The 18428-nt window shown below is 40.3% G+C and carries 27 protein-coding genes; all 27 read left to right on the forward strand.

Going from position 1 to position 18428, the window contains the following annotated elements; genetic code table 11:
* Positions 1 to 22 precede the first annotated feature (22 nt).
* The 27 genes from rpoC to secY all read left to right on the forward strand — a co-directional run bounded on the left by rpoC (position 23) and on the right by secY (position 18426).
* Complete coding sequence (rpoC, locus tag AABK36_RS02400; protein WP_309937424.1) at positions 23 to 4333, forward strand: DNA-directed RNA polymerase subunit beta'; 4311 nt, start codon at positions 23 to 25, stop codon at positions 4331 to 4333.
* Between the two features lie 7 nt (positions 4334 to 4340).
* Positions 4341 to 4658, forward strand: coding sequence for a DUF3467 domain-containing protein (locus tag AABK36_RS02405; protein WP_309937425.1), 318 nt, complete (start codon positions 4341 to 4343; stop codon positions 4656 to 4658).
* Between the two features lie 120 nt (positions 4659 to 4778).
* The gene (rpsL, locus tag AABK36_RS02410; RefSeq protein WP_309937426.1) at positions 4779 to 5159 is read left to right on the forward strand and encodes a 30S ribosomal protein S12; all 381 of its coding nucleotides are present in this window, start codon (positions 4779 to 4781) and stop codon (positions 5157 to 5159) included.
* Between the two features lie 25 nt (positions 5160 to 5184).
* On the forward strand, positions 5185 to 5652 hold the full coding sequence (gene rpsG, locus AABK36_RS02415) for a 30S ribosomal protein S7 (RefSeq protein ID WP_309937427.1): 468 nt from the start codon (positions 5185 to 5187) through the stop codon (positions 5650 to 5652).
* Positions 5653 to 5660: 8 nt separating this feature from the next.
* Positions 5661 to 7784 (forward strand): elongation factor G, encoded by a 2124-nt coding sequence (gene fusA / locus AABK36_RS02420; protein ID WP_309937428.1) that lies wholly within the window; start codon positions 5661 to 5663, stop codon positions 7782 to 7784.
* Between the two features lie 28 nt (positions 7785 to 7812).
* Positions 7813 to 8118, forward strand: a complete 306-nt coding sequence (gene rpsJ / locus AABK36_RS02425) for a 30S ribosomal protein S10 (RefSeq protein ID WP_309937429.1) — start codon at positions 7813 to 7815, stop codon at positions 8116 to 8118.
* A 181-nt stretch (positions 8119 to 8299) separates the two neighbouring features.
* Positions 8300 to 8920: a 50S ribosomal protein L3 gene (gene rplC, locus AABK36_RS02430; RefSeq protein WP_309937430.1), complete on the forward strand. Its 621-nt coding sequence runs from the start codon at positions 8300 to 8302 to the stop codon at positions 8918 to 8920.
* 5 nt (positions 8921 to 8925) lie between these two features.
* Positions 8926 to 9552: a 50S ribosomal protein L4 gene (rplD, locus tag AABK36_RS02435; RefSeq protein ID WP_309937431.1), complete on the forward strand. Its 627-nt coding sequence runs from the start codon at positions 8926 to 8928 to the stop codon at positions 9550 to 9552.
* Between the two features lie 5 nt (positions 9553 to 9557).
* Positions 9558 to 9845 (forward strand): 50S ribosomal protein L23, encoded by a 288-nt coding sequence (gene rplW, locus AABK36_RS02440; RefSeq protein WP_309937432.1) that lies wholly within the window; start codon positions 9558 to 9560, stop codon positions 9843 to 9845.
* Positions 9846 to 9857: 12 nt separating this feature from the next.
* On the forward strand, positions 9858 to 10682 hold the full coding sequence (gene rplB / locus AABK36_RS02445) for a 50S ribosomal protein L2 (protein ID WP_309937433.1): 825 nt from the start codon (positions 9858 to 9860) through the stop codon (positions 10680 to 10682).
* Positions 10682 to 10960 (forward strand): 30S ribosomal protein S19, encoded by a 279-nt coding sequence (rpsS, locus tag AABK36_RS02450; protein WP_309937434.1) that lies wholly within the window; start codon positions 10682 to 10684, stop codon positions 10958 to 10960. Before rplB ends, rpsS begins: the two co-directional genes overlap by 1 nt.
* Positions 10960 to 11343 (forward strand): 50S ribosomal protein L22, encoded by a 384-nt coding sequence (rplV, locus tag AABK36_RS02455; protein WP_309937435.1) that lies wholly within the window; start codon positions 10960 to 10962, stop codon positions 11341 to 11343. The genes rpsS and rplV overlap by 1 nt, the downstream gene beginning before the upstream one ends.
* Positions 11344 to 11346: 3 nt before the next feature.
* A complete protein-coding gene (rpsC, locus tag AABK36_RS02460; RefSeq protein WP_309937436.1) occupies positions 11347 to 12069 on the forward strand; it encodes a 30S ribosomal protein S3 in 723 nt (240 codons plus the stop codon).
* A 26-nt stretch (positions 12070 to 12095) separates the two neighbouring features.
* Entirely contained in the window at positions 12096 to 12515 is a 420-nt protein-coding gene (rplP, locus tag AABK36_RS02465; RefSeq protein ID WP_309937437.1) for a 50S ribosomal protein L16, read from the forward strand.
* Positions 12516 to 12523: 8 nt separating this feature from the next.
* On the forward strand, positions 12524 to 12718 hold the full coding sequence (rpmC, locus tag AABK36_RS02470) for a 50S ribosomal protein L29 (RefSeq protein ID WP_309937438.1): 195 nt from the start codon (positions 12524 to 12526) through the stop codon (positions 12716 to 12718).
* 4 nt (positions 12719 to 12722) lie between these two features.
* A complete protein-coding gene (rpsQ, locus tag AABK36_RS02475; protein ID WP_309937439.1) occupies positions 12723 to 12977 on the forward strand; it encodes a 30S ribosomal protein S17 in 255 nt (84 codons plus the stop codon).
* Between the two features lie 2 nt (positions 12978 to 12979).
* Positions 12980 to 13348: a 50S ribosomal protein L14 gene (rplN, locus tag AABK36_RS02480; protein ID WP_309937440.1), complete on the forward strand. Its 369-nt coding sequence runs from the start codon at positions 12980 to 12982 to the stop codon at positions 13346 to 13348.
* A 12-nt stretch (positions 13349 to 13360) separates the two neighbouring features.
* Positions 13361 to 13693 carry a 50S ribosomal protein L24 gene (gene rplX, locus AABK36_RS02485; RefSeq protein WP_309937442.1) on the forward strand — a complete coding sequence of 111 codons (333 nt, stop codon included), beginning with the start codon at positions 13361 to 13363 and terminating at the stop codon, positions 13691 to 13693.
* Complete coding sequence (gene rplE / locus AABK36_RS02490) at positions 13693 to 14256, forward strand: 50S ribosomal protein L5 (RefSeq protein ID WP_309937443.1); 564 nt, start codon at positions 13693 to 13695, stop codon at positions 14254 to 14256. Before rplX ends, rplE begins: the two co-directional genes overlap by 1 nt.
* On the forward strand, positions 14256 to 14525 hold the full coding sequence (gene rpsN, locus AABK36_RS02495) for a 30S ribosomal protein S14 (protein ID WP_309937444.1): 270 nt from the start codon (positions 14256 to 14258) through the stop codon (positions 14523 to 14525). Before rplE ends, rpsN begins: the two co-directional genes overlap by 1 nt.
* A gap of 79 nt (positions 14526 to 14604) precedes the next feature.
* Positions 14605 to 15000, forward strand: coding sequence for a 30S ribosomal protein S8 (gene rpsH / locus AABK36_RS02500; protein ID WP_309937445.1), 396 nt, complete (start codon positions 14605 to 14607; stop codon positions 14998 to 15000).
* A 16-nt stretch (positions 15001 to 15016) separates the two neighbouring features.
* Entirely contained in the window at positions 15017 to 15568 is a 552-nt protein-coding gene (rplF, locus tag AABK36_RS02505) for a 50S ribosomal protein L6 (RefSeq protein WP_309937446.1), read from the forward strand.
* Positions 15569 to 15578: 10 nt separating this feature from the next.
* A complete protein-coding gene (gene rplR, locus AABK36_RS02510; protein WP_309937447.1) occupies positions 15579 to 15938 on the forward strand; it encodes a 50S ribosomal protein L18 in 360 nt (119 codons plus the stop codon).
* Positions 15939 to 15944: 6 nt separating this feature from the next.
* Positions 15945 to 16463: a 30S ribosomal protein S5 gene (gene rpsE, locus AABK36_RS02515; RefSeq protein ID WP_309937448.1), complete on the forward strand. Its 519-nt coding sequence runs from the start codon at positions 15945 to 15947 to the stop codon at positions 16461 to 16463.
* A 6-nt stretch (positions 16464 to 16469) separates the two neighbouring features.
* Positions 16470 to 16646 (forward strand): 50S ribosomal protein L30, encoded by a 177-nt coding sequence (gene rpmD / locus AABK36_RS02520; protein ID WP_309937449.1) that lies wholly within the window; start codon positions 16470 to 16472, stop codon positions 16644 to 16646.
* Positions 16647 to 16651: 5 nt separating this feature from the next.
* Positions 16652 to 17098 (forward strand): 50S ribosomal protein L15, encoded by a 447-nt coding sequence (gene rplO, locus AABK36_RS02525; protein ID WP_309937450.1) that lies wholly within the window; start codon positions 16652 to 16654, stop codon positions 17096 to 17098.
* A 2-nt stretch (positions 17099 to 17100) separates the two neighbouring features.
* Complete coding sequence (gene secY, locus AABK36_RS02530; RefSeq protein ID WP_309937451.1) at positions 17101 to 18426, forward strand: preprotein translocase subunit SecY; 1326 nt, start codon at positions 17101 to 17103, stop codon at positions 18424 to 18426.
* The last annotated feature ends 2 nt before the right edge of the window (positions 18427 to 18428 follow it).

Genomic DNA, 18428 nt, shown 5'->3' on the forward strand with positions numbered 1-18428 from the left:
CTCTTTTGAATTCGTTCATATTATGGCTTTTAGAAAAAATAGAAAAATCTCCACAGACTTTAATAAAGTGACCATAAGCCTTGCTTCTCCAGAATCTATTCTGGAGAGCTCTCATGGCGAAGTTACCCAACCGGAAACAATCAATTACAGAACATACAAGCCTGAAATGGGCGGCTTGTTCTGTGAGCGTATTTTCGGGCCTGTTAAGGATTGGGAATGTCACTGTGGAAAATATAAGAGAATTAGATATAAAGGTATCATCTGTGACAGATGTGGTGTTGAGGTAACAGAGAAAAAAGTACGTAGAGAGCGTATGGGACATATCGAATTGGTTGTTCCTGTGGCTCATATCTGGTATTTTAAGTCTTTGCCTAACAAAATAGGTTATCTATTAGGCTTGCCTACAAAGAAGCTTGACCAGATTATCTATTACGAGCGCTACGTTGTAATTCAGCCAGGTATCAAGGAAGATGACGGTATCGAAAAAATGGACTTCTTGACAGAAGACGAATATTTGGATATCATAGACAAACTTCCTAGAGAAAATCAGTTATTGGACGATGATGATCCTCAGAAATTCATAGCGAAAATGGGAGCTGAAGCTCTTGAAATGCTATTGTCAAGAACTGAGTTGGATACGTTGTCTTATGACTTAAGACATCAAGCGGCTACTGATACTTCTCAACAACGTAAAACAGAAGCGTTGAAGCGTTTGAGAGTTGTTGAGGCGTTTAGAGATTCAAAAACAAGAATCGAAAACAGACCTGAATGGATGGTTATCAAAATGGTTCCTGTGATTCCGCCAGAATTGCGTCCATTAGTACCATTGGATGGTGGTAGATTCGCTACATCTGATTTGAATGACCTTTATAGAAGAGTTATTATCAGAAATAACCGTCTTAAGCGTCTAATTGATATCAAGGCTCCAGAGGTGATCTTGAGAAATGAAAAGCGTATGCTTCAGGAGGCTGTTGACTCATTGTTCGATAACTCTAGAAAAGTAAACGCTGTACGTTCAGAAGGAAATAGAGCTTTGAAGTCTTTAAGTGATATGCTTAAAGGTAAGCAAGGTCGTTTCCGTCAAAACTTGCTTGGTAAAAGGGTTGACTATTCTGGCCGTTCTGTAATTGTGGTAGGGCCAGAGCTTAAAATGCATGAGTGCGGTCTTCCTAAAAATATGGCCGCGGAGCTTTTCAAGCCTTTTGTTATTAGAAAGCTAATTGAAAGAGGTATTGTAAAGACGGTTAAGTCTGCCAAGAAAATTGTTGATCGTAAGGATCCAGTTGTTTGGGATATTTTGGAGAATGTTCTTAAAGGACACCCTGTATTGCTAAACCGTGCTCCTACGCTTCACAGACTTGGTATTCAAGCATTCCAGCCTAAGCTTATCGAAGGTAAAGCGATTCAGTTGCATCCATTAGTATGTACTGCGTTTAACGCCGATTTCGATGGTGACCAGATGGCCGTTCACGTTCCATTAGGTCATGAGGCAATTCTTGAAGCGTCTATTTTGATGCTTGCTTCTCACAATATTTTGAACCCTGCCAATGGTAATCCGATCGCCGTTCCTTCTCAGGATATGGTATTGGGACTTTATTACTTGACTAAGGGTAGAAGATCAACGCCTGACCATCCAATTGAGGGTGAAGGTTTGACATTCTATGGAGCTGAAGAAGTTGTAATTGCGATTAATGAAGGTAGATTGTCTAAAAACGCTATCATCAAAGTTAGAACTAAGGTTCGTAATGATGAGACTGGCGAATTGGAGACAAAAATTATAGAGACTGTTGCTGGTAGAGTTCTAGTAAATCAATTCGTGCCAGAGGAAGTTGGCTATGTTAACGAATTGCTTTCCAAGAAAGCGCTTCAGGTGATCATTTCCAATGTGTTTAAAATCGTTGGTATGGCTCGTACAGCACAGTTCCTTGATGATATTAAGCATTTAGGATTCCAGACAGCCTATAAAGGAGGTTTGTCAATGGGACTTGGCGATATCATGATTCCTGATGAAAAAGAGGCTTTGATTAATCAAGCTAAAGATGAAGTGTCTGTTGTATGGGATAACTACCAAATGGGTCTTATCACAGATAATGAAAGATACAATCAGGTGATTGATATTTGGACTAAGATCAACTCGCAGCTGACGACTACGTTGATGACTCAGCTTGAGGATGATGAGCAAGGATTCAACAGTATCTATATGATGATGCACTCAGGAGCTCGTGGTTCGAGAGAGCAGATTCGTCAGTTGGGTGGTATGCGTGGTTTGATGGCTAAGCCTCAAAAAAATATCGCAGGTTCAGTAGGTGCGATTATTGAAAACCCTATTCTTTCAAACTTTAAGGAAGGGCTGGATGTAATCGAGTACTTTATTTCTACTCACGGTGCTCGTAAAGGTCTTGCCGATACAGCTCTTAAAACTGCCGATGCTGGTTACTTGACTCGTCGTTTGGTGGATGTGGCTCAAGATGTTGTGATTCACGAGTCTGATTGTGGCACTCTTAGAGGATTGGCTGTTACTCCATTGAAGGATAATGAAGAGATAGTTGAGCCTTTGTCTGAGAGAATTTTGGGTAGAACATCTGTTCATGATGTATTCAGGCCTGGTGCTGAGGAAGATGAAGTTCCAATTTTGAAAGCTGGAGAGGAGATCACTGAAGAGCTTGCAAAAAGAGTTGACGATGCTGGAATTGATGAAATCGAAATTCGTTCAGTATTGACTTGCGAAGCGAAGCAAGGTGTTTGCTCTAAATGTTATGGACGTAACTTGGCTACGGCCAGAATGTCTCAACTTGGCGATTCTGTCGGCGTGATTGCCGCGCAGTCGATTGGTGAGCCTGGTACACAGCTTACATTGAGAACGTTCCACGTTGGGGGTACTGCATCTCACATTGCTGAGGAAGCTTCTATTGATGCAAGATTTGATGGTATTGTTAAATTTGACGAAATAAGATCAATCTCAACTAAGAATCAAGATGACAAAGATACTCAAGTAGTATTAGGTCGTACAGGTGAGATTAAGATCATGGAGGCTAAATCTGGCAAGGAGTTAGGCTCAAACAACGTTCCTTATGGTGCATTCCTTAATGTCAAGGATGGTCAGAAGGTTTCGAAAGGAGATAAACTTTGTTCTTGGGATCCATTTAACGCAGTTATCGTAACTGAGTTTGCTGGTAAAGTTGAGTTTGAATCAGTTCAAGAAGGTATTACTTATAAAGTAGAGGCTGATGAAGCGACTGGTCACCAAGAGAAAGTAATTATAGAGACAAAGGATAAAACTAAGAACCCGACTATTAACATTACTGGAGGAAAAGAAGAGAGATCTTATTCTATTCCAGTAGGAGCTCACTTGTCTGTAGAGGATGGTGACGAGGTTATTGCTGGTCAAGTCTTGGTTAAGATTCCAAGAATGACAGGTAAGTCTGCCGATATTACCGGAGGTCTTCCGCGTGTTACTGAGTTGTTTGAAGCTCGTAACCCGTCTAGCCCTGCAGTAGTTTCTGAGATTGACGGTGTTGTTTCTTATGGAGGAATCAAGCGTGGTAACAGAGAGATCTTCGTAGAGTCGAAAGATGGTATCAAGAAGCGTTACCTTGTTCCGTTGTCAAGACATATCTTGGTTCAGGAAAATGACTTTGTGAAGGCTGGTATGAGATTGTCTGATGGAGCGAAAACTCCAGCGGATATTCTTTCAATCGAAGGTCCTACAAAAGTTCAGGAGTACGTAGTGAACGAAATTCAAGCTGTATACCGTCTACAAGGTGTGAAAATCAATGATAAGCACATTGAGGTGATCGTAAGACAGATGATGCAGAAAGTAATTATCGTTGATCCGGGAGATACAATTTTCTTGGCTAATCAACTTGTGGATAAGTTGCAGTTCTCTGAAGAGAACGATAATGTTCTTGAGAAAAAGGTTGTGACAGACGCTGGTGATTCTTCAAGCATGAGAGCTGGTCAGATTATTACTTCAAGACAATTAAGAGATGAGAATTCAGCGCTTAAGCGTAAGGATCTTAAGATAGTAAAAGTAAGAGATGCCCAAGCTGCCGTGTCAAAGCCTACGTTGCAAGGTATTACTCAGGCTTCATTAGGTACGGAAAGCTTTATCTCAGCAGCTTCCTTCCAGGAAACTACTAAGGTGTTAAGTGAAGCATCTATTAGAGGTAAGCAAGATTTGCTTAAGGGTCTGAAGGAAAATGTGATCGTTGGTCACTTGATTCCAGCAGGTACAGGAACTAGAGCTTTTCAAGGGCCAATAGTTACGCCTAAGGATGATTATGAAGTAGGTGATTACGCGTCGACAGCAAGTATTAAAGGAGCTAAAGCTTAGTTGATTCATGGCTGACGAAAAGCAAAATCCAAATCAGATAAGCATAGAGCTTTCTGAAGATATGGCTGAGGGGGTTTATACCAACTTAGCCATGATCGCTCACGCTCAAAGCGAGTTTGTAATTGACTTTATTCGAATGATGCCTGGCGTGCCTAAGGCAAAAGTGAAGTCAAGAATTATACTCACTCCTGAGCATGCCAAGAGGCTGTTAAAAGCTCTGGAAGACAATATAAAGAAATACGAGGCAAACTTCGGTCCTGTAAAATCAATTGAGGACAACCCTAAATTTCCGATTAATTTCGGTGGAGCAATGGGCGAAGCGTAGTGTTTTTTTAACATAATAAAAATTTCTTTTGACGCAAAGGTTTTGATTAGTGCCTAATAATCAATACCTTTGCGTTCTCATTTTATTGGGATAATTAAAAATTCAATAATAATTTATTAAATGCCTACTATACAGCAATTAGTGAGAAAAGGGAGAAAGGCTTTGACTTCAAAGTCAAAATCTCCAGCTTTGGATTCTTGCCCGCAAAGAAGAGGTGTGTGTACAAGGGTTTATACTACTACACCTAAGAAGCCTAACTCTGCGATGCGTAAGGTTGCCAGAGTAAGATTAACAAATGGTAAAGAAGTGAACGCCTATATCGGTGGTGAAGGTCACAACCTTCAAGAACACTCTATCGTGTTGATCAGAGGTGGAAGAGTAAAAGACCTTCCGGGTGTAAGATATCATATCGTTCGTGGTGCGTTGGATACTGCGGGTGTTAACGGTAGATTGCAAGGAAGATCTAAGTACGGAGCTAAGCGTCCAAAAGACAAGAAGTAAAAAACAGATTTAAGAGAAATTAAAAATGAGAAAAGCGAAACCAAAGAAGAGATATATTCTTCCTGATCCAAAGTATAATGATACTTTGGTAACTAAATTCGTAAACATGTTAATGGTCGACGGGAAGAAGAGTATTGCTTACAATATTTTCTACAGCGCTATCGAGTTGGTAGAGAATAAAGTTGGTGAGAATGGTCTTGAGACTTGGAAAAAGGCATTGAACAATGTTATGCCTGGTGTAGAGGTGAAATCAAGAAGAGTAGGTGGAGCCACTTTCCAAGTTCCTATGGAGGTTCGCCCTGGTCGTAAGACTTACCTAGGGATTAGCTGGTTGATTCGTTATGCGAGATCAAGAGGTGAAAAGACGATGATTGAAAGATTAGCTGGTGAGATCATCGCTGCGTCAAAAGGTGAAGGAGCCGCAGTGAAGAAAAAGGATGATACGCATAGAATGGCTGAAGCTAACAAAGCATTTTCACACTTTAGATTTTAAAATATCCAATGGCTAAGAACTTAAAATTTTTGAGAAATATCGGTATCATGGCTCACGTTGATGCTGGTAAGACTACTACTACTGAACGTATACTTTACTACACTGGTATTAGTCACAAGATTGGTGAAGTGCACGAGGGTGCTGCCACTATGGACTGGATGGAGCAAGAGCAAGAAAGAGGTATTACTATTACTTCTGCTGCGACAACTACTCAGTGGAATTACCCGACTGAACTTGGTAAGCAAGTAAAAGGTCTTTCTAAGCCTTACGACATTAACATCATCGATACTCCAGGACACGTTGACTTTACAGTAGAAGTAGAGCGTTCTTTGCGTGTTCTTGATGGAGCTGTTGCTTTGTTTTGCGCGTCTTCAGGTGTTGAGCCTCAGTCAGAGACTGTATGGAGACAAGCTGACAAGTACCGTGTGCCTCGTATTTGTTTTGTTAACAAAATGGATAGAGCAGGTGCTGATTTCTATGGTGCTGTTCAAGAAATTATAGATAAATTAGGTGCTAACCCTGTGCCTCTTCAAATTCCTATCGGAGCTGAAGAGAACTTCCGTGGTGTTGTAGATCTTATCAAGAATAAGGCTATCATCTGGAATGAGGATGACATGGGTATGACTTATGTTGAGGAAGAGATTCCTGCTGATTTGGTTGAAGATGCTGAAGAGTGGAGACAAAAATTGGTAGAGTCTGTTGCTGAGTATGACGAGGAGTTGTTGGAGAAATTCTTTGAGGATCCAGATTCAATAACTGAGGAAGAAATGATGGAAGCTATCCGTAAAGCTGTGATTGACATGTCTATGTCTCCAGTTCTTTGTGGATCTGCATTTAAGAACAAAGGTGTTCAGGCTGTATTGGACGCTGTTTGTGCATTCTTGCCTTCTCCTCTTGATTTGCCGGCTGTTGAAGGAACTAATCCTGATACTGGTGAGACTGAGTCTCGTGAAGCTAGTATTGATCAACCTTTCTCTGCGTTGGCATTTAAAATCGCTACTGACCCATTTGTAGGTCGTTTGGCGTTTATGAGAGTTTACTCTGGTAAGCTTGAGTCTGGTTCTTATGTTTACAATGCAAGAACAGAGAAGAAAGAGCGTATCTCGCGTTTGCTTCAAATGCACGCAAATAAGCAGAATCAGATTCCAGTAGTTGAAGCTGGTGATATCTGCGCTGGTGTTGGTTTTAAAGATATTAAAACTGGAGATTCATTAGTTGATGAGAAGAATAAAATTATTCTTGAGTCAATGACTTTCCCTGAGCCTGTAATTGGTTTCGCTATTGAGCCTAAAACTCAAGCGGATGCTGATAAGATGGGTATGGCTATCGCTAAGCTTGTGGAAGAAGATCCAACTTTGAGAGTTAACACTGACGAAGAAACAGGTCAAACTATCATGAGAGGTATGGGTGAGCTTCACCTTGATATCATCATGGATCGTTTGAGAAGAGAATTCAAAGTAGAGGTTAATCAAGGTGCTCCTCAAGTAGCATACCGTGAGAGATTGACTTCAAACTTGGAGCATAAAGAAGTTTACAAAAAGCAGTCTGGTGGTAAAGGTAAATTTGCCGATATCGTATTTGAAATCGGGCCAAGAGACGATGACAAAGAAGAAGGATTGCAGTTTGTTAACGAGATTGTTGGTGGTGTGATTCCTAGAGAATTCATCCCTGCGATTGAGAAAGGTTTCACTAGTTCTATGGCTAATGGTCCTTTGGCTGGTTATCCTCTAGTAGGTATGAAGGTTAGATTGTATCACGGATCATTCCACGATGTTGACTCGGATTCTCTATCTTTCGAATTGGCTGCAAGACTAGGTTTTAAAGAAGCTGGTAGACAAGCAGGACCTGAATTATTAGAGCCTATTATGGGTGTTGAAGTTGTGACTCCTGATGAGTTCACTGGACCAGTAACTGGTGACTTGAACAGACGTAGAGGTATTATGAAAGGTATGGATACTAAGAATGGTGCTCAAGTAATCAAAGCTGATGTTCCTTTGTCGGAGCTATTCGGTTATGTTACTGACTTGCGTACGATTACTTCAGGTAGAGGTGCGGCGTCATTGACGTTCTCGCATTACGATACTGTTCCTGGCAATATCGCTAAGAAGATCATTGAAGAAAAAGGAAGTTAAGGCAAACGGCTGATAAACTATATTTAAAATGAACCAAAAGATTAGAATAAAATTAAGATCATACGATCATAATCTAGTAGACAAGTCTTCAGAGAAGATCGTAAAGGCGGTAAAAAGCACTGGTGCAGTGGTAAGCGGTCCTATTCCGTTGCCAACTGAGAAAGAAATCTATACTGTTTTGAGATCTCCTCACGTGAACAAAAAGTCGAGAGAGCAATTTCAAAGCTGCACTTACAAGAGATTGGTTGATATCTACTCTAACAGTGCGAAAACAGTAGATGCTTTGATGAAACTAGAGCTTCCAAGCGGGGTTGATGTAGAGATTAAAGTTTGATTTTAATTGCAATATTATAAAAAGGGGACTTCGATTTATCGTAAGTCCCTTTTTTTTAGGCAAATAGATAATAAATTTACTAAGTGTGCTTTTATTAGAAAGTATATTTTCCTAAATTTGCATTCCCTTTGTGGATTTTGTTTCGCAAAGGTTAAATATTTACTAAATATTAATAAGTAAAATGTCAGGTATAATTGGTAAAAAAATTGGAATGACTAACGTCTACAGTGCCGATGGACTCAGTGTCGCATGCACGGTGTTAGAAGTTGGTCCTTGCGTTGTGACGCAAGTGAAGACTGTTGATACTGACGGTTACAATTCTGTGCAACTTGGCTTCGGTGAAAAGAAAGCTAAGAACACTACCAAAGCGATGTTGGGCCACTTTGGCAAAGCTAGCACGACTCCTAAGAAAAAGCTTGTTGAATTCCGTGATTGGGATGGCGAGATCAATCTTGGCGAGGAAGTGACTGCTGCTGCTGTGTTGGAGGAAGGTGAATTCATCGACGTGGTAGGTACATCAAAAGGTAAAGGTTTTCAAGGTGTTGTTAAAAGACACGGATTTGGTGGTGTAGGTCAGGCAACTCATGGTCAGCACAACAGAATGCGTGCACCGGGTGCTATTGGTGCTTGTTCATATCCTGCGAGAGTATTCAAAGGAATGAAAATGGCTGGTAGAACTGGAGGCCAAAGAGTGAAGGTTGCAAACCTTCAAGTTTTAAAATTGATTCCTGAAAAGAATGTCGTTATAGTTAGCGGTTCTGTACCAGGAGCAAAGAATTCATTCGTTATCCTAGAGAAGTAAAAGAAATGGAATTAGCAGTTTTAAAATCTGACGGAAGCGAAAGCGGAAGAAAAGTGAGTCTTGTTGATTCGGTTTTCAGTGTTACGCCTAACGATCACGCTATTTACCTTGATGTAAAACAGTACTTAGCAAATCAAAGACAAGGTACGCACAAGTCGAAAGAACGTGCTGAAATTGCAGGATCTACTAAGAAGATCAAAAAGCAAAAAGGTACGGGTACTGCCAGAGCGGGTAGTATAAAATCACCTTTGTTTAGAGGCGGAGGTAGAGTATTTGGTCCAGAACCAAGAGACTACGGTTTCAAATTGAACAAAAAAGTTAAAACATTGGCAAGAAAGTCAGCTCTTTCTTACAAAGCTTCAGAGAACAACATCATCATTATCGAAGATGTGAACCTTGATGCTCCTAAGACAAAAGCTTTTGTTGCAGTGTTGAAAAGCTTGTCTCTTGCTGGTAAGAAGGTGTTGACTATCCTTCCTGAAAGCAACGAGAATGTTTATTTGGCTTCTCGCAATTTGAAGAACAGCAAAGTGTCTGAGATTTCTTCTATCAACACTTACGATGTGTTGAACGCGGATAGCTTGGTGCTTTTCGAAAGTTCTGTTGAAAAATTTGAAAACTTATTCGCTTAAGGATTATGAGTATCTTAAAAAGACCATTACTCACAGAAAAGGCCTCAGCTCAAAACGAAGAGGGTGTTTACGGATTTGTCGTAGCTACCAACGCGAACAAAATCGAGATTAAGAAGGCTGTAGAGAAAACTTACGGAGTGAACGTGAAAAGCGTGAGAACTATCAATTACTTAGGTAAGAAAAAATCTCGCTACACTAAGTCACAAGTTATTACAGGACGTTCAACAAGCTATAAAAAGGCTATTGTGAAAGTCGCTGAAGGTGAAGTGATTGATTTTTACAGCGGAATTTAAAAAATCTAGAAAATGGCAGTAAAAAGATTACGTCCGGTAACTCCGGGACAAAGATATAGACTAGCCCCTACTTTCGAGGAGATCACTAAGTCGACTCCTGAGAAGAGCTTGTTGGCTACTAAGAAAAGATCTGGTGGTAGAAATAACGATGGTAAAATGACCATGCGCTACCTCGGAGGTGGACACAAGAAGAGGCTAAGAGTTGTTGATTTCGCTAGACAAAAGTTTGATATCCCAGCTACAGTGAAGGCTATCGAGTACGATCCAAACAGAACGGCTCGTATCGCATTGCTAACTTACGCTGATGGAGAGAAAGCTTATATTGTTGCTCCTGAAGGACTTGAAGTAGGCGCAACTATCGTTTCTGGCGAGACAGTAGCTCCTGAAGTTGGAAATCACGTGTTGCTTAAGAATATCCCTCTAGGTACTATCATTCATAATATTGAATTAGTGCCGGGTAAAGGTGGTATCTTGGCAAGAAGTGCAGGTACATATGCTCAGCTAGTGGCGAAAGAAGGTAAATACGTTACTGTAAAGCTACCTTCTGGTGAGATGAGACTTGTGTTGAGTACTTGTTTTGCGACAATCGGAACTGTTTCTAATGGCGATCACATGAACGTTCGTCTTGGTAAAGCAGGTCGTAAGCGTTGGATGGGACGTCGTCCTCGCGTTAGAGGTGTGGCTATGAACCCAGTTGATCACCCAATGGGTGGTGGTGAAGGTCGTTCGTCTGGAGGTCATCCAAGATCAAGAACGGGTCTTTACGCTAAAGGGCTTAAGACACGCGCTCCTAAGAAGTATTCTAATAAGTTAATCATTAGCAGAAGGAAAAAATAATGGCTAGATCGTTAAAAAAAGGACCTTATATAGATCAAAGGTTAGATAAGAAAGTCATTGCGATGGAAGAGTCAGGGAAAAAGTCGGTGATCAAGACTTGGTCTAGAAGATCGATGATTTCTCCAGATTTCATAGGTCATACTTTCGCAGTACATAACGGGAATAAATTCATACCTGTTTACGTTACTGACAACATGGTAGGACACAAGCTAGGCGAATTTGCTCCTACTCGTAATTTTAGAGGTCATATATCTAAAAAAGACAAAGGTAAGAGATAATGAAAGCTGTAGCAAGATTAAGAAACGTGCCTACTTCTCCTCGTAAAATGAGGATGGTAGCTGACTTGGTTCGTGGAAGACGAGTTGAAGACGCTTTGAATATATTGAAATTCCAATCGAAGCACAGTTCAATTGCCTTGGAAAAACTTCTAGTGTCGGCGATTGCTAACTGGCAGAATTTGAACGAAGACCAAGATATAGATACTGCGGATCTAGTAGTGTCTGAAATCTTCGTTGATAGTGCTCGTATATTGAAAAGATTAAGACCAGCACCTCAGGGGAGAGCACACAGAATCAGAAAGAGATCTAACCACGTGACTATTTATGTGGATAGCTTGAATGCTGGTGTTGAAGTAAACGAAAACTCTGATAACACGAAATAAGGTATGGGACAAAAAGTAAATCCTATTGGTTTAAGACTAGGAATCGTAAGAGGTTGGGAATCTAACTGGTACGGCGGAAAAGAATTTTCTGATAAATTGGTAGAAGACCAAAAAATCAGAAAGTACGTTAAAGCTAGAATTCCTAAAGGTGGTATCTCAAGAATTATCATTGAGAGAACTCTTAAGCGTATTACTTTGACGATTCATACAGCTAGACCAGGTGTTGTTATCGGTAAAGGTGGTGCTGAAGTAGATCGTATCAAGGAAGAGCTTAAAAAGCTTACTGGAAAAGATATACAAATCAACATCTTTGAAATCAAGAGACCAGAGCTTGACGCTAAATTGGTAGGTGAGTCTATCGCTCAACAATTGGCTGCAAGAATCTCTTACCGTAGAGCTATGAAGCAATCTATTGCTGCTGCGATGAGAGTTGGTGCTCAAGGTATCAAAATTAAAGTTGCGGGTCGTTTGGCTGGTGCTGAAATGGCACGTTCGGAAATGTACAAAGAAGGTAGAATTCCTTTGCATACATTGAGAGCTGATATTGACTATGCTTTGAGTGAAGCGGATACTGTATATGGAAAATTAGGTATCAAAGTGTGGATCTTCAAAGGTGAAGTTTACGGCAAAAGAGACCTTTCTCCAGTAGAGCCTAATCAAGGCCAAGGAAACCGCAGAGGTAAGAACAACTCTGGCGGTGGACAAAGGAGACGCAAGAAAAAATAATTTTTGAGACTTTAATTTGATTAAAGATGTTACAGCCAAAAAGAGTAAAATTTAGAAAAAAGCAGAAAGGTAGAGTAAAAGGTCTTGCGCACCGTGGTAGCTCTATCGCTTTTGGATCTTTCGGTATAAAGTCTCTGGAACCAGCCTGGATTACCAGTAGACAAATTGAGGCAGCTCGTATCGCGATGACAAGAGCTATGAAGAGAGAAGGACAAGTTTGGATTAGAATTTTTCCAGACAAGCCAGTTACTTCAAAGCCAGCTGAAGTTCGTATGGGTAAAGGTAAGGGTGCTCCTGATTACTGGGTAGCATGCGTTAAGCCTGGTACTGTATTGTTCGAGTGTTCTGGTGTTAGCGTGGAGCTTGCTCAAGAGGCTCTTAGACTAGCGGCTCAGAAATTGCCTGTTAAGACAAAATTTGTGGTACGTAGAGATTACGTTAATTAGTTAATGACATGAAAAATTCTGAAATAGCTCAGTTGACAAAAGAAGAGTTGATCGCGAAGATCGCCTCTGATACGGAAAGTTTGCAAAAGTTGCAGTTTGCTCACGCTATATCTCCAATTGAGAATCCTAATAAAATCAAGGAGTCTAGGAGATCAATTGCAAGATTAAAAACCAGATTACGTTCACTAGAACTAGCAAAGTAAGACCATGGAAAGAAATCTTAGAAAAGAAAGAATTGGTAGGGTTGTGAGCAATAAGATGGAAAAAACCATCACTGTTTCTGTTGAAAGAAAAGTAAAGCACCCTATATACGGTAAGTTTGTTACCAAAACAAAAAAGATCACCGCTCATGACAATGAGAATACTTGTCAAATCGGTGACACTGTAAGAGTAATGGAAACAAGGCCAATGTCGAAGAACAAGCGATGGAGGCTAGTAGAAATCATTGAAAGGGCTAAATAATTATGATACAACAAGAATCAAGACTTAATGTAGCCGACAATAGTGGAGCTAAGGAAGTACTATGTATTCGCGTGCTTGGCGGTACTGGAAAAAGATATGCTTCGATTGGTGATAAGATTGTTGTAACTGTAAAGTCCGCTCTATCATCAAGCAACCTGAAAAAAGGTACGGTATCTAAAGCTGTTGTCGTTAGAACAAAGAAAGAAGTAAGAAGAAAAGATGGTTCTTACATCAGATTTGAAGACAATGCAGCAGTATTGTTGACTACTAACGATGAGCCGAGAGGTACTAGAATCTTTGGCCCTGTGGCTAGAGAGCTTCGTGAGAAGCAGTTCATGAAAATTGTTTCACTAGCACCTGAGGTTCTATAAAATTCAAGAAAAATGGCAACAAAATCAGTTAAGCTTCGCCTTAAAAAAGGCGACACAGTAAAGATTATTGCTGGTAACGATAAAGGTAAAACTGGTGTGGTGCAACAAGTTCTCACATCAGAATCTAGGGTGATTGTCGAAGGCGTTCGCGTTGTGACTAAACACATCAAGCCATCTGCGACTAACCCTCAAGGAGGGATTGAGAAAGTTGAAGCACCAATTCACGTAAGTAATGTGATGCTAATCGATCCTGCTAAAGGCGAGCCTACTAAAGTGGGTAGGAAACTAGATGCCAATGGTAAATTAGTAAGATTCTCAAAAAAGACAGGGGAGATAATACAATAATGGACAAGCCAAGGTTAAAACAAAAATACAACGAGGAGATCGTTCCTGCATTGAAGGAAAAGTTCGCTTACAAATCAATCATGCAGGTTCCTAAACTTGTTAAGATCTCCATTAACAAAGGTATCGGTGACGCTGTTTCTGACAAGAAACTAGTGGATATCGGTGTTGAGGAATTGACTACGATCACTGGACAAAAGGCTGTTCCTACTTTAGCAAAGAATTCAATCTCAAACTTTAAACTTCGTGAAGAAATGCCTATCGGAGCTAAAGTTACTTTGAGAGGTGATAAAATGTATGAATTCCTTGATCGTCTAGTTACTGTTGCTCTTCCACGTGTGAGAGATTTCCAAGGTATCAATCCAAAAGGATTTGATGGACGCGGAAACTACACTTTAGGTGTTAAGGAGCAAATAATTTTCCCTGAGATTTCAATTGAGAAAGTTCAAAAGATCTCAGGTATGGATATCACTTTCGTTACTACAGCGAATACAAATGAAGAAAGCTACGCTCTATTGGCTGCTTTCGGAATGCCTTTCGCGGATAAAAACAAAAGACAAGCATAATGGCAAGAGAAGCGGTAAAAGCTCGTGAGAGAAAAAGAGAGCGTCTAGTAGCTAAATATGCTGCTAAGCGTAAAGCTTTGAAAGAAGCAGGTGACTACGCTGGATTAGACAAGTTACCAAGGAATTCTTCAGCAGTAAGATTGCACAACAGATGCAAGCTGACTGGAAGACCTAAAGGTTACATGAGAAAATTCGGTATCAACAGGGTTACTTTTAGAGAAATGGCTTCTGCAGGATTGATCCCAGGCATTACTAAAGCTAGTTGGTAACGATTTGATTAATAAATAAATTTTGGTTAATTTTGCGCTCCCTGATTTGTTTTAAGGCGGGGAGCATAAATTTATAATTATGACTGATCCAATAGCAGATTACTTAACTAGGTTGAGAAATGCGATAAAGGCTAAACACAGAATCGTGGAAGTGCCTGCGTCGAAGTTGAAACAAGAAATAACAAAAGTGCTTTTTGATAAAGGATATATCCAGAGCTATAAATTCGTAGAGGCTGAGCCTCAAGGTACGATCAAGATCGCTCTTAAATATGATCCAGTATCTAAAAAGTCTGCAATCACTGACCTTACTAGAGTTAGTAAGCCAGGTTTGAGACAGTACGCTGATGTAGACAATTTGCCAAGAGTTCTTAACGGACTTGGTGTGGCTATTTTGTCAACGTCAAAAGGTGTGCTAACTGATAAAGAAGCTCGCACTGAAAATGTAGGTGGCGAAGTTTTATGTCACGTTTATTAATAGAGAACAATTAGAAATGTCAAGAATAGGAAACAAGCCAGTCCAATTGCCTGCGGGTGTAACTGTTGACGTTAAAGGCGCTCAAGTTACAGTAAAAGGTCCTAAAGGTACTCTTGAACAAAATATTGATCAAGATATAAAGGTTGAAGTAGGAGAGAGCGAAGTGACGTTGTCTAGACCTACTGAGCAAAAAAGACACAAGGCTCTTCACGGACTTTACAGATCATTAATCAACAACATGATTGTTGGTGTGACTGAAGGTTATAAGAAAGAGTTGGAACTAGTCGGTGTAGGTTACAAAGCTGTAGCTACAGGTCAAGTGCTAGAGTTGAACTTAGGTTACTCTCACGCTATCTTCTTGGGTATCCCTGCTGAAGTTAAGGTGAAAGCTGAGACTCCAAAAGGTAAAAACCCTATCGTTACTTTGGAAAGCATCGATAAGCAATTGTTGGGTCAGGTTTCTGCTAAGATTAGATCCTTAAGACCAGTTGAGCCTTATAAAGGTAAAGGTGTTAGATTTGTTGGTGAAAATATTCGCAGAAAAGCAGGTAAAGCGGCATCTAAATAATTAAGGAATAATGGCAGTTAAAGATAAAAACGCAGCAAGAAGATTAAGAATTAGAAGAGGTATCAGAAGAAAAATCAGCGGTACGTCTTCTAGACCACGTCTTTCTGTATTCAAAAGTAATACATCGATCTACGCTCAGTTGATCGACGACGTGAATGGAGTAACATTAGCAAGCGCTTCTTCTAAAGATTTAGGTTCTGGGAAAAACACTAGAAACGTTGAAAACTCTCAAAAAGTAGGTGCTTTATTGGCTGAAAGAGCACAAGAGAAGAACATCGTTGATGTGGTTTTCGATAGAAGTGGTTATCAGTACCATGGTAATGTGAAGGCATTGGCAGAGGGTGCTAGAAATGGAGGTTTAAAATTCTAATTAGTTATGTCCAATAATAATATCAAAGTAGTTAAGGCAAGCGAGCTTGATCTTAAAGAAAAGGTAGTAGCCATCAAAAGGGTTGCTAAAGTAGTAAAAGGTGGACGTAGATTTAGCTTCTCTGCTATCGTGGTAGTAGGTAATGGTGATGGTATCGTAGGTTATGGTTTGGGTAAAGCAAACGAAGTGACTGACGCGATCACTAAAGGAGTTGATGACGCTAAGAAGAACCTTGTGAAAGTACCTGTGCTTAAAGGAACAGTGCCTCACGAACAACTTGGTAAGTTTGGTGGCGGTAGAGTTTTCTTGAAGCCAGCTGCTCCGGGTACTGGAGTAATCGCCGGTGGTGCGATGCGTGCAGTGCTTGAGTCGGCGGGAGTTCATGACGTACTAGCGAAGTCTAAAGGATCGTCTAACCCGCATAACGTGGTTAAAGCAACATTTGACGCTTTGACTCAAATGAGAGATCCTCAGACTGTAGCGCAGCATAGAGGAGTAAGTTTAACTAAAGTTTTTAACGGTTAACTTGTTATGGCAAAGATTAAGATTACTCAAGTGAGAAGCACAATTAAAAGACCACTTGATCAAAAAAGAACCATCACTGCTTTGGGTCTTGGTAAAATAAACAAGACTGTTGAAGTAGAAAATACTCCTCAAATTGCAGGTATGGTAAAAAAAGTTAGTCATTTGGTTTCTGTAACTGAATAATTATTATGAAATTACATACATTAAGACCTGCAGAGGGTTCAACAAAAACTCGTAAGAGGATAGGACGAGGACAAGGTTCAGGTAGAGGCGGTACTTCTACACGTGGACATAAAGGTGCTAAGTCAAGATCAGGATACTCTCAAAAATTAGGATTCGAAGGTGGACAGATGCCTCTTCAAAGAAGAGTGCCTAAGTTCGGTTTCAAAAACCCTAACAGAGTAGAGTACAAACCTGTGAATCTTTCAGTTATTCAAGCATTGGCAGAGAAGACTGGAGCTGCTGAGATCACATTGGAAGTGTTGAGAGAAAACGGAATCGTTGGAAAGAATGATTTGGTGAAAATCTTGGCGAATGGTGAACTAACAGCTAAAGTTGATCTAAAGGCAAATAAGTTTTCAGCGAAAGCCGTTGAAGTTATCGAAAAATTAGGTGGTACTACTACTGTAATTTAATTATGAAAAAATTTATTTCTACTGTAAAAAATATTTTTGCTATCCAGGATTTAAGGACGAGGATTCTTAATACTTTGGGCTTTTTGATAATTTTTAGATTGGGCTCATTTGTGGTATTGCCGGGTGTAAACCCTGACGCACTGACAAAAGCCTCTGGTGGCATATTAGGATTGTTAAATACTTTCCTAGGCGGAGCGTTCAACAATGCCTCAATATTCGGTTTAGGGATCATGCCTTATATATCTGCTTCTATCGTGTTGCAGTTATTGACTATAGCAGTTCCTTATTTCCAAAAGATGCAAAAAGAGGGTGAATCTGGTAGAAATAAAATTAATCAAATTACAAGAGTACTTACTATTGCGATCACACTTGCGCAAGGTGTTGGATATGTATCAGGCACTATCCCTAAGGATGCTGTCATGATTGATTACACGTTCTTCACGATTTCATCTGTTATCATTCTTACTGCTGGAACAATGTTCTGCATGTGGATTGGTGAAAAGATTACTGACAAAGGTATAGGTAACGGTATCTCTATGTTAATCATGGTAGGTATCATATCAAGATTCCCTGGCTCATTCATTGGTGAGGCTTTGACTAGAGGCATGGGTGGAGCTTTAGGCTTTATTCTTGAGATTGTAGCTTTGTTTTTCGTGGTTATGGGCGTTGTAATGCTTACTCAAGCAACTAGACGTATCCCTATCCAGTACGCTAAGCAAATAGCTGGTGGAGCTAAGGCTTATGGCGGACAGCGCAAGTATTTACCTCTTAAAGTGAATGCTGCTGGAGTTATGCCAATCATTTTCGCTCAGGCATTGATGTTTTTGCCTGCGTTGTTGGCTGGTATTTGGTCGGATACAAGTGATTTGGCCGCTTCAATTGGTAGCACGTTTTCGGATTTCACATCTTGGCAGTATAACTTAGTGTTTGCGATATTGATTATTGTTTTCACATTCTTCTATACAGCTATCACAATTAGTCCTAGACAAATTTCTGAAGATTTGAAGAGAAACGGTGGTTTCATTCCTGGAGTGAAGCCTGGGCAACAAACGGAAGAGTATCTTGACGATGTATTGACAAGAATCACACTTCCAGGTTCATTTTTCTTGGCCTTTGTTGCAATTATTCCAGCTTTTGCTCGTTTAGCAGGGGTGGGAACGGATTTCGCTCAATTCTTCGGCGGTACTAGCCTTTTGATTATGGTGGGAGTAGTGCTTGACACGCTTCAACAAGTTGAAAGCTACCTGTTGATGGGACATTATGAAGGAATGATGAAGTCTGGCAACGTAAAAGGAGGTAATTCGCAAGATAATATTGCAGTAGCCTAAGC

It is taken from the genome of Aureibacter tunicatorum (assembly GCF_036492635.1).
Lineage (GTDB): Bacteria > Bacteroidota > Bacteroidia > Cytophagales > Cyclobacteriaceae > Aureibacter > Aureibacter tunicatorum.

Excerpts from the sequence above, each read along its gene's own strand:
- rpsJ (WP_309937429.1), top strand. The coding sequence starts at position 7,813 with ATGAACCAAAAGATTAGAATAAAATTAAGATCATACGATCATAATCTA.
- rplR (WP_309937447.1), top strand. The coding sequence starts at position 15,579 with ATGGCAGTTAAAGATAAAAACGCAGCAAGAAGATTAAGAATTAGAAGA.
- rpsE (WP_309937448.1), top strand. The coding sequence starts at position 15,945 with ATGTCCAATAATAATATCAAAGTAGTTAAGGCAAGCGAGCTTGATCTT.
- rplO (WP_309937450.1), top strand. The coding sequence starts at position 16,652 with ATGAAATTACATACATTAAGACCTGCAGAGGGTTCAACAAAAACTCGT.
- rpoC (WP_309937424.1), top strand. The coding sequence starts at position 23 with ATGGCTTTTAGAAAAAATAGAAAAATCTCCACAGACTTTAATAAAGTG.
- rplN (WP_309937440.1), top strand. The coding sequence starts at position 12,980 with ATGATACAACAAGAATCAAGACTTAATGTAGCCGACAATAGTGGAGCT.
- rplF (WP_309937446.1), top strand. The coding sequence starts at position 15,017 with ATGTCAAGAATAGGAAACAAGCCAGTCCAATTGCCTGCGGGTGTAACT.
- rplE (WP_309937443.1), top strand. The coding sequence starts at position 13,693 with ATGGACAAGCCAAGGTTAAAACAAAAATACAACGAGGAGATCGTTCCT.
- rpsN (WP_309937444.1), top strand. The coding sequence starts at position 14,256 with ATGGCAAGAGAAGCGGTAAAAGCTCGTGAGAGAAAAAGAGAGCGTCTA.
- fusA (WP_309937428.1), top strand. The coding sequence starts at position 5,661 with ATGGCTAAGAACTTAAAATTTTTGAGAAATATCGGTATCATGGCTCAC.
- rplV (WP_309937435.1), top strand. The coding sequence starts at position 10,960 with ATGAAAGCTGTAGCAAGATTAAGAAACGTGCCTACTTCTCCTCGTAAA.
- rpsQ (WP_309937439.1), top strand. The coding sequence starts at position 12,723 with ATGGAAAGAAATCTTAGAAAAGAAAGAATTGGTAGGGTTGTGAGCAAT.
- rpsL (WP_309937426.1), top strand. The coding sequence starts at position 4,779 with ATGCCTACTATACAGCAATTAGTGAGAAAAGGGAGAAAGGCTTTGACT.
- rplX (WP_309937442.1), top strand. The coding sequence starts at position 13,361 with ATGGCAACAAAATCAGTTAAGCTTCGCCTTAAAAAAGGCGACACAGTA.
- rpsC (WP_309937436.1), top strand. The coding sequence starts at position 11,347 with ATGGGACAAAAAGTAAATCCTATTGGTTTAAGACTAGGAATCGTAAGA.
- rpmD (WP_309937449.1), top strand. The coding sequence starts at position 16,470 with ATGGCAAAGATTAAGATTACTCAAGTGAGAAGCACAATTAAAAGACCA.
- rplP (WP_309937437.1), top strand. The coding sequence starts at position 12,096 with ATGTTACAGCCAAAAAGAGTAAAATTTAGAAAAAAGCAGAAAGGTAGA.
- rpsH (WP_309937445.1), top strand. The coding sequence starts at position 14,605 with ATGACTGATCCAATAGCAGATTACTTAACTAGGTTGAGAAATGCGATA.
- rpsG (WP_309937427.1), top strand. The coding sequence starts at position 5,185 with ATGAGAAAAGCGAAACCAAAGAAGAGATATATTCTTCCTGATCCAAAG.
- AABK36_RS02405 (WP_309937425.1), top strand. The coding sequence starts at position 4,341 with ATGGCTGACGAAAAGCAAAATCCAAATCAGATAAGCATAGAGCTTTCT.
- rpmC (WP_309937438.1), top strand. The coding sequence starts at position 12,524 with ATGAAAAATTCTGAAATAGCTCAGTTGACAAAAGAAGAGTTGATCGCG.
- rplB (WP_309937433.1), top strand. The coding sequence starts at position 9,858 with ATGGCAGTAAAAAGATTACGTCCGGTAACTCCGGGACAAAGATATAGA.
- secY (WP_309937451.1), top strand. The coding sequence starts at position 17,101 with ATGAAAAAATTTATTTCTACTGTAAAAAATATTTTTGCTATCCAGGAT.
- rplD (WP_309937431.1), top strand. The coding sequence starts at position 8,926 with ATGGAATTAGCAGTTTTAAAATCTGACGGAAGCGAAAGCGGAAGAAAA.
- rpsS (WP_309937434.1), top strand. The coding sequence starts at position 10,682 with ATGGCTAGATCGTTAAAAAAAGGACCTTATATAGATCAAAGGTTAGAT.
- rplC (WP_309937430.1), top strand. The coding sequence starts at position 8,300 with ATGTCAGGTATAATTGGTAAAAAAATTGGAATGACTAACGTCTACAGT.
- rplW (WP_309937432.1), top strand. The coding sequence starts at position 9,558 with ATGAGTATCTTAAAAAGACCATTACTCACAGAAAAGGCCTCAGCTCAA.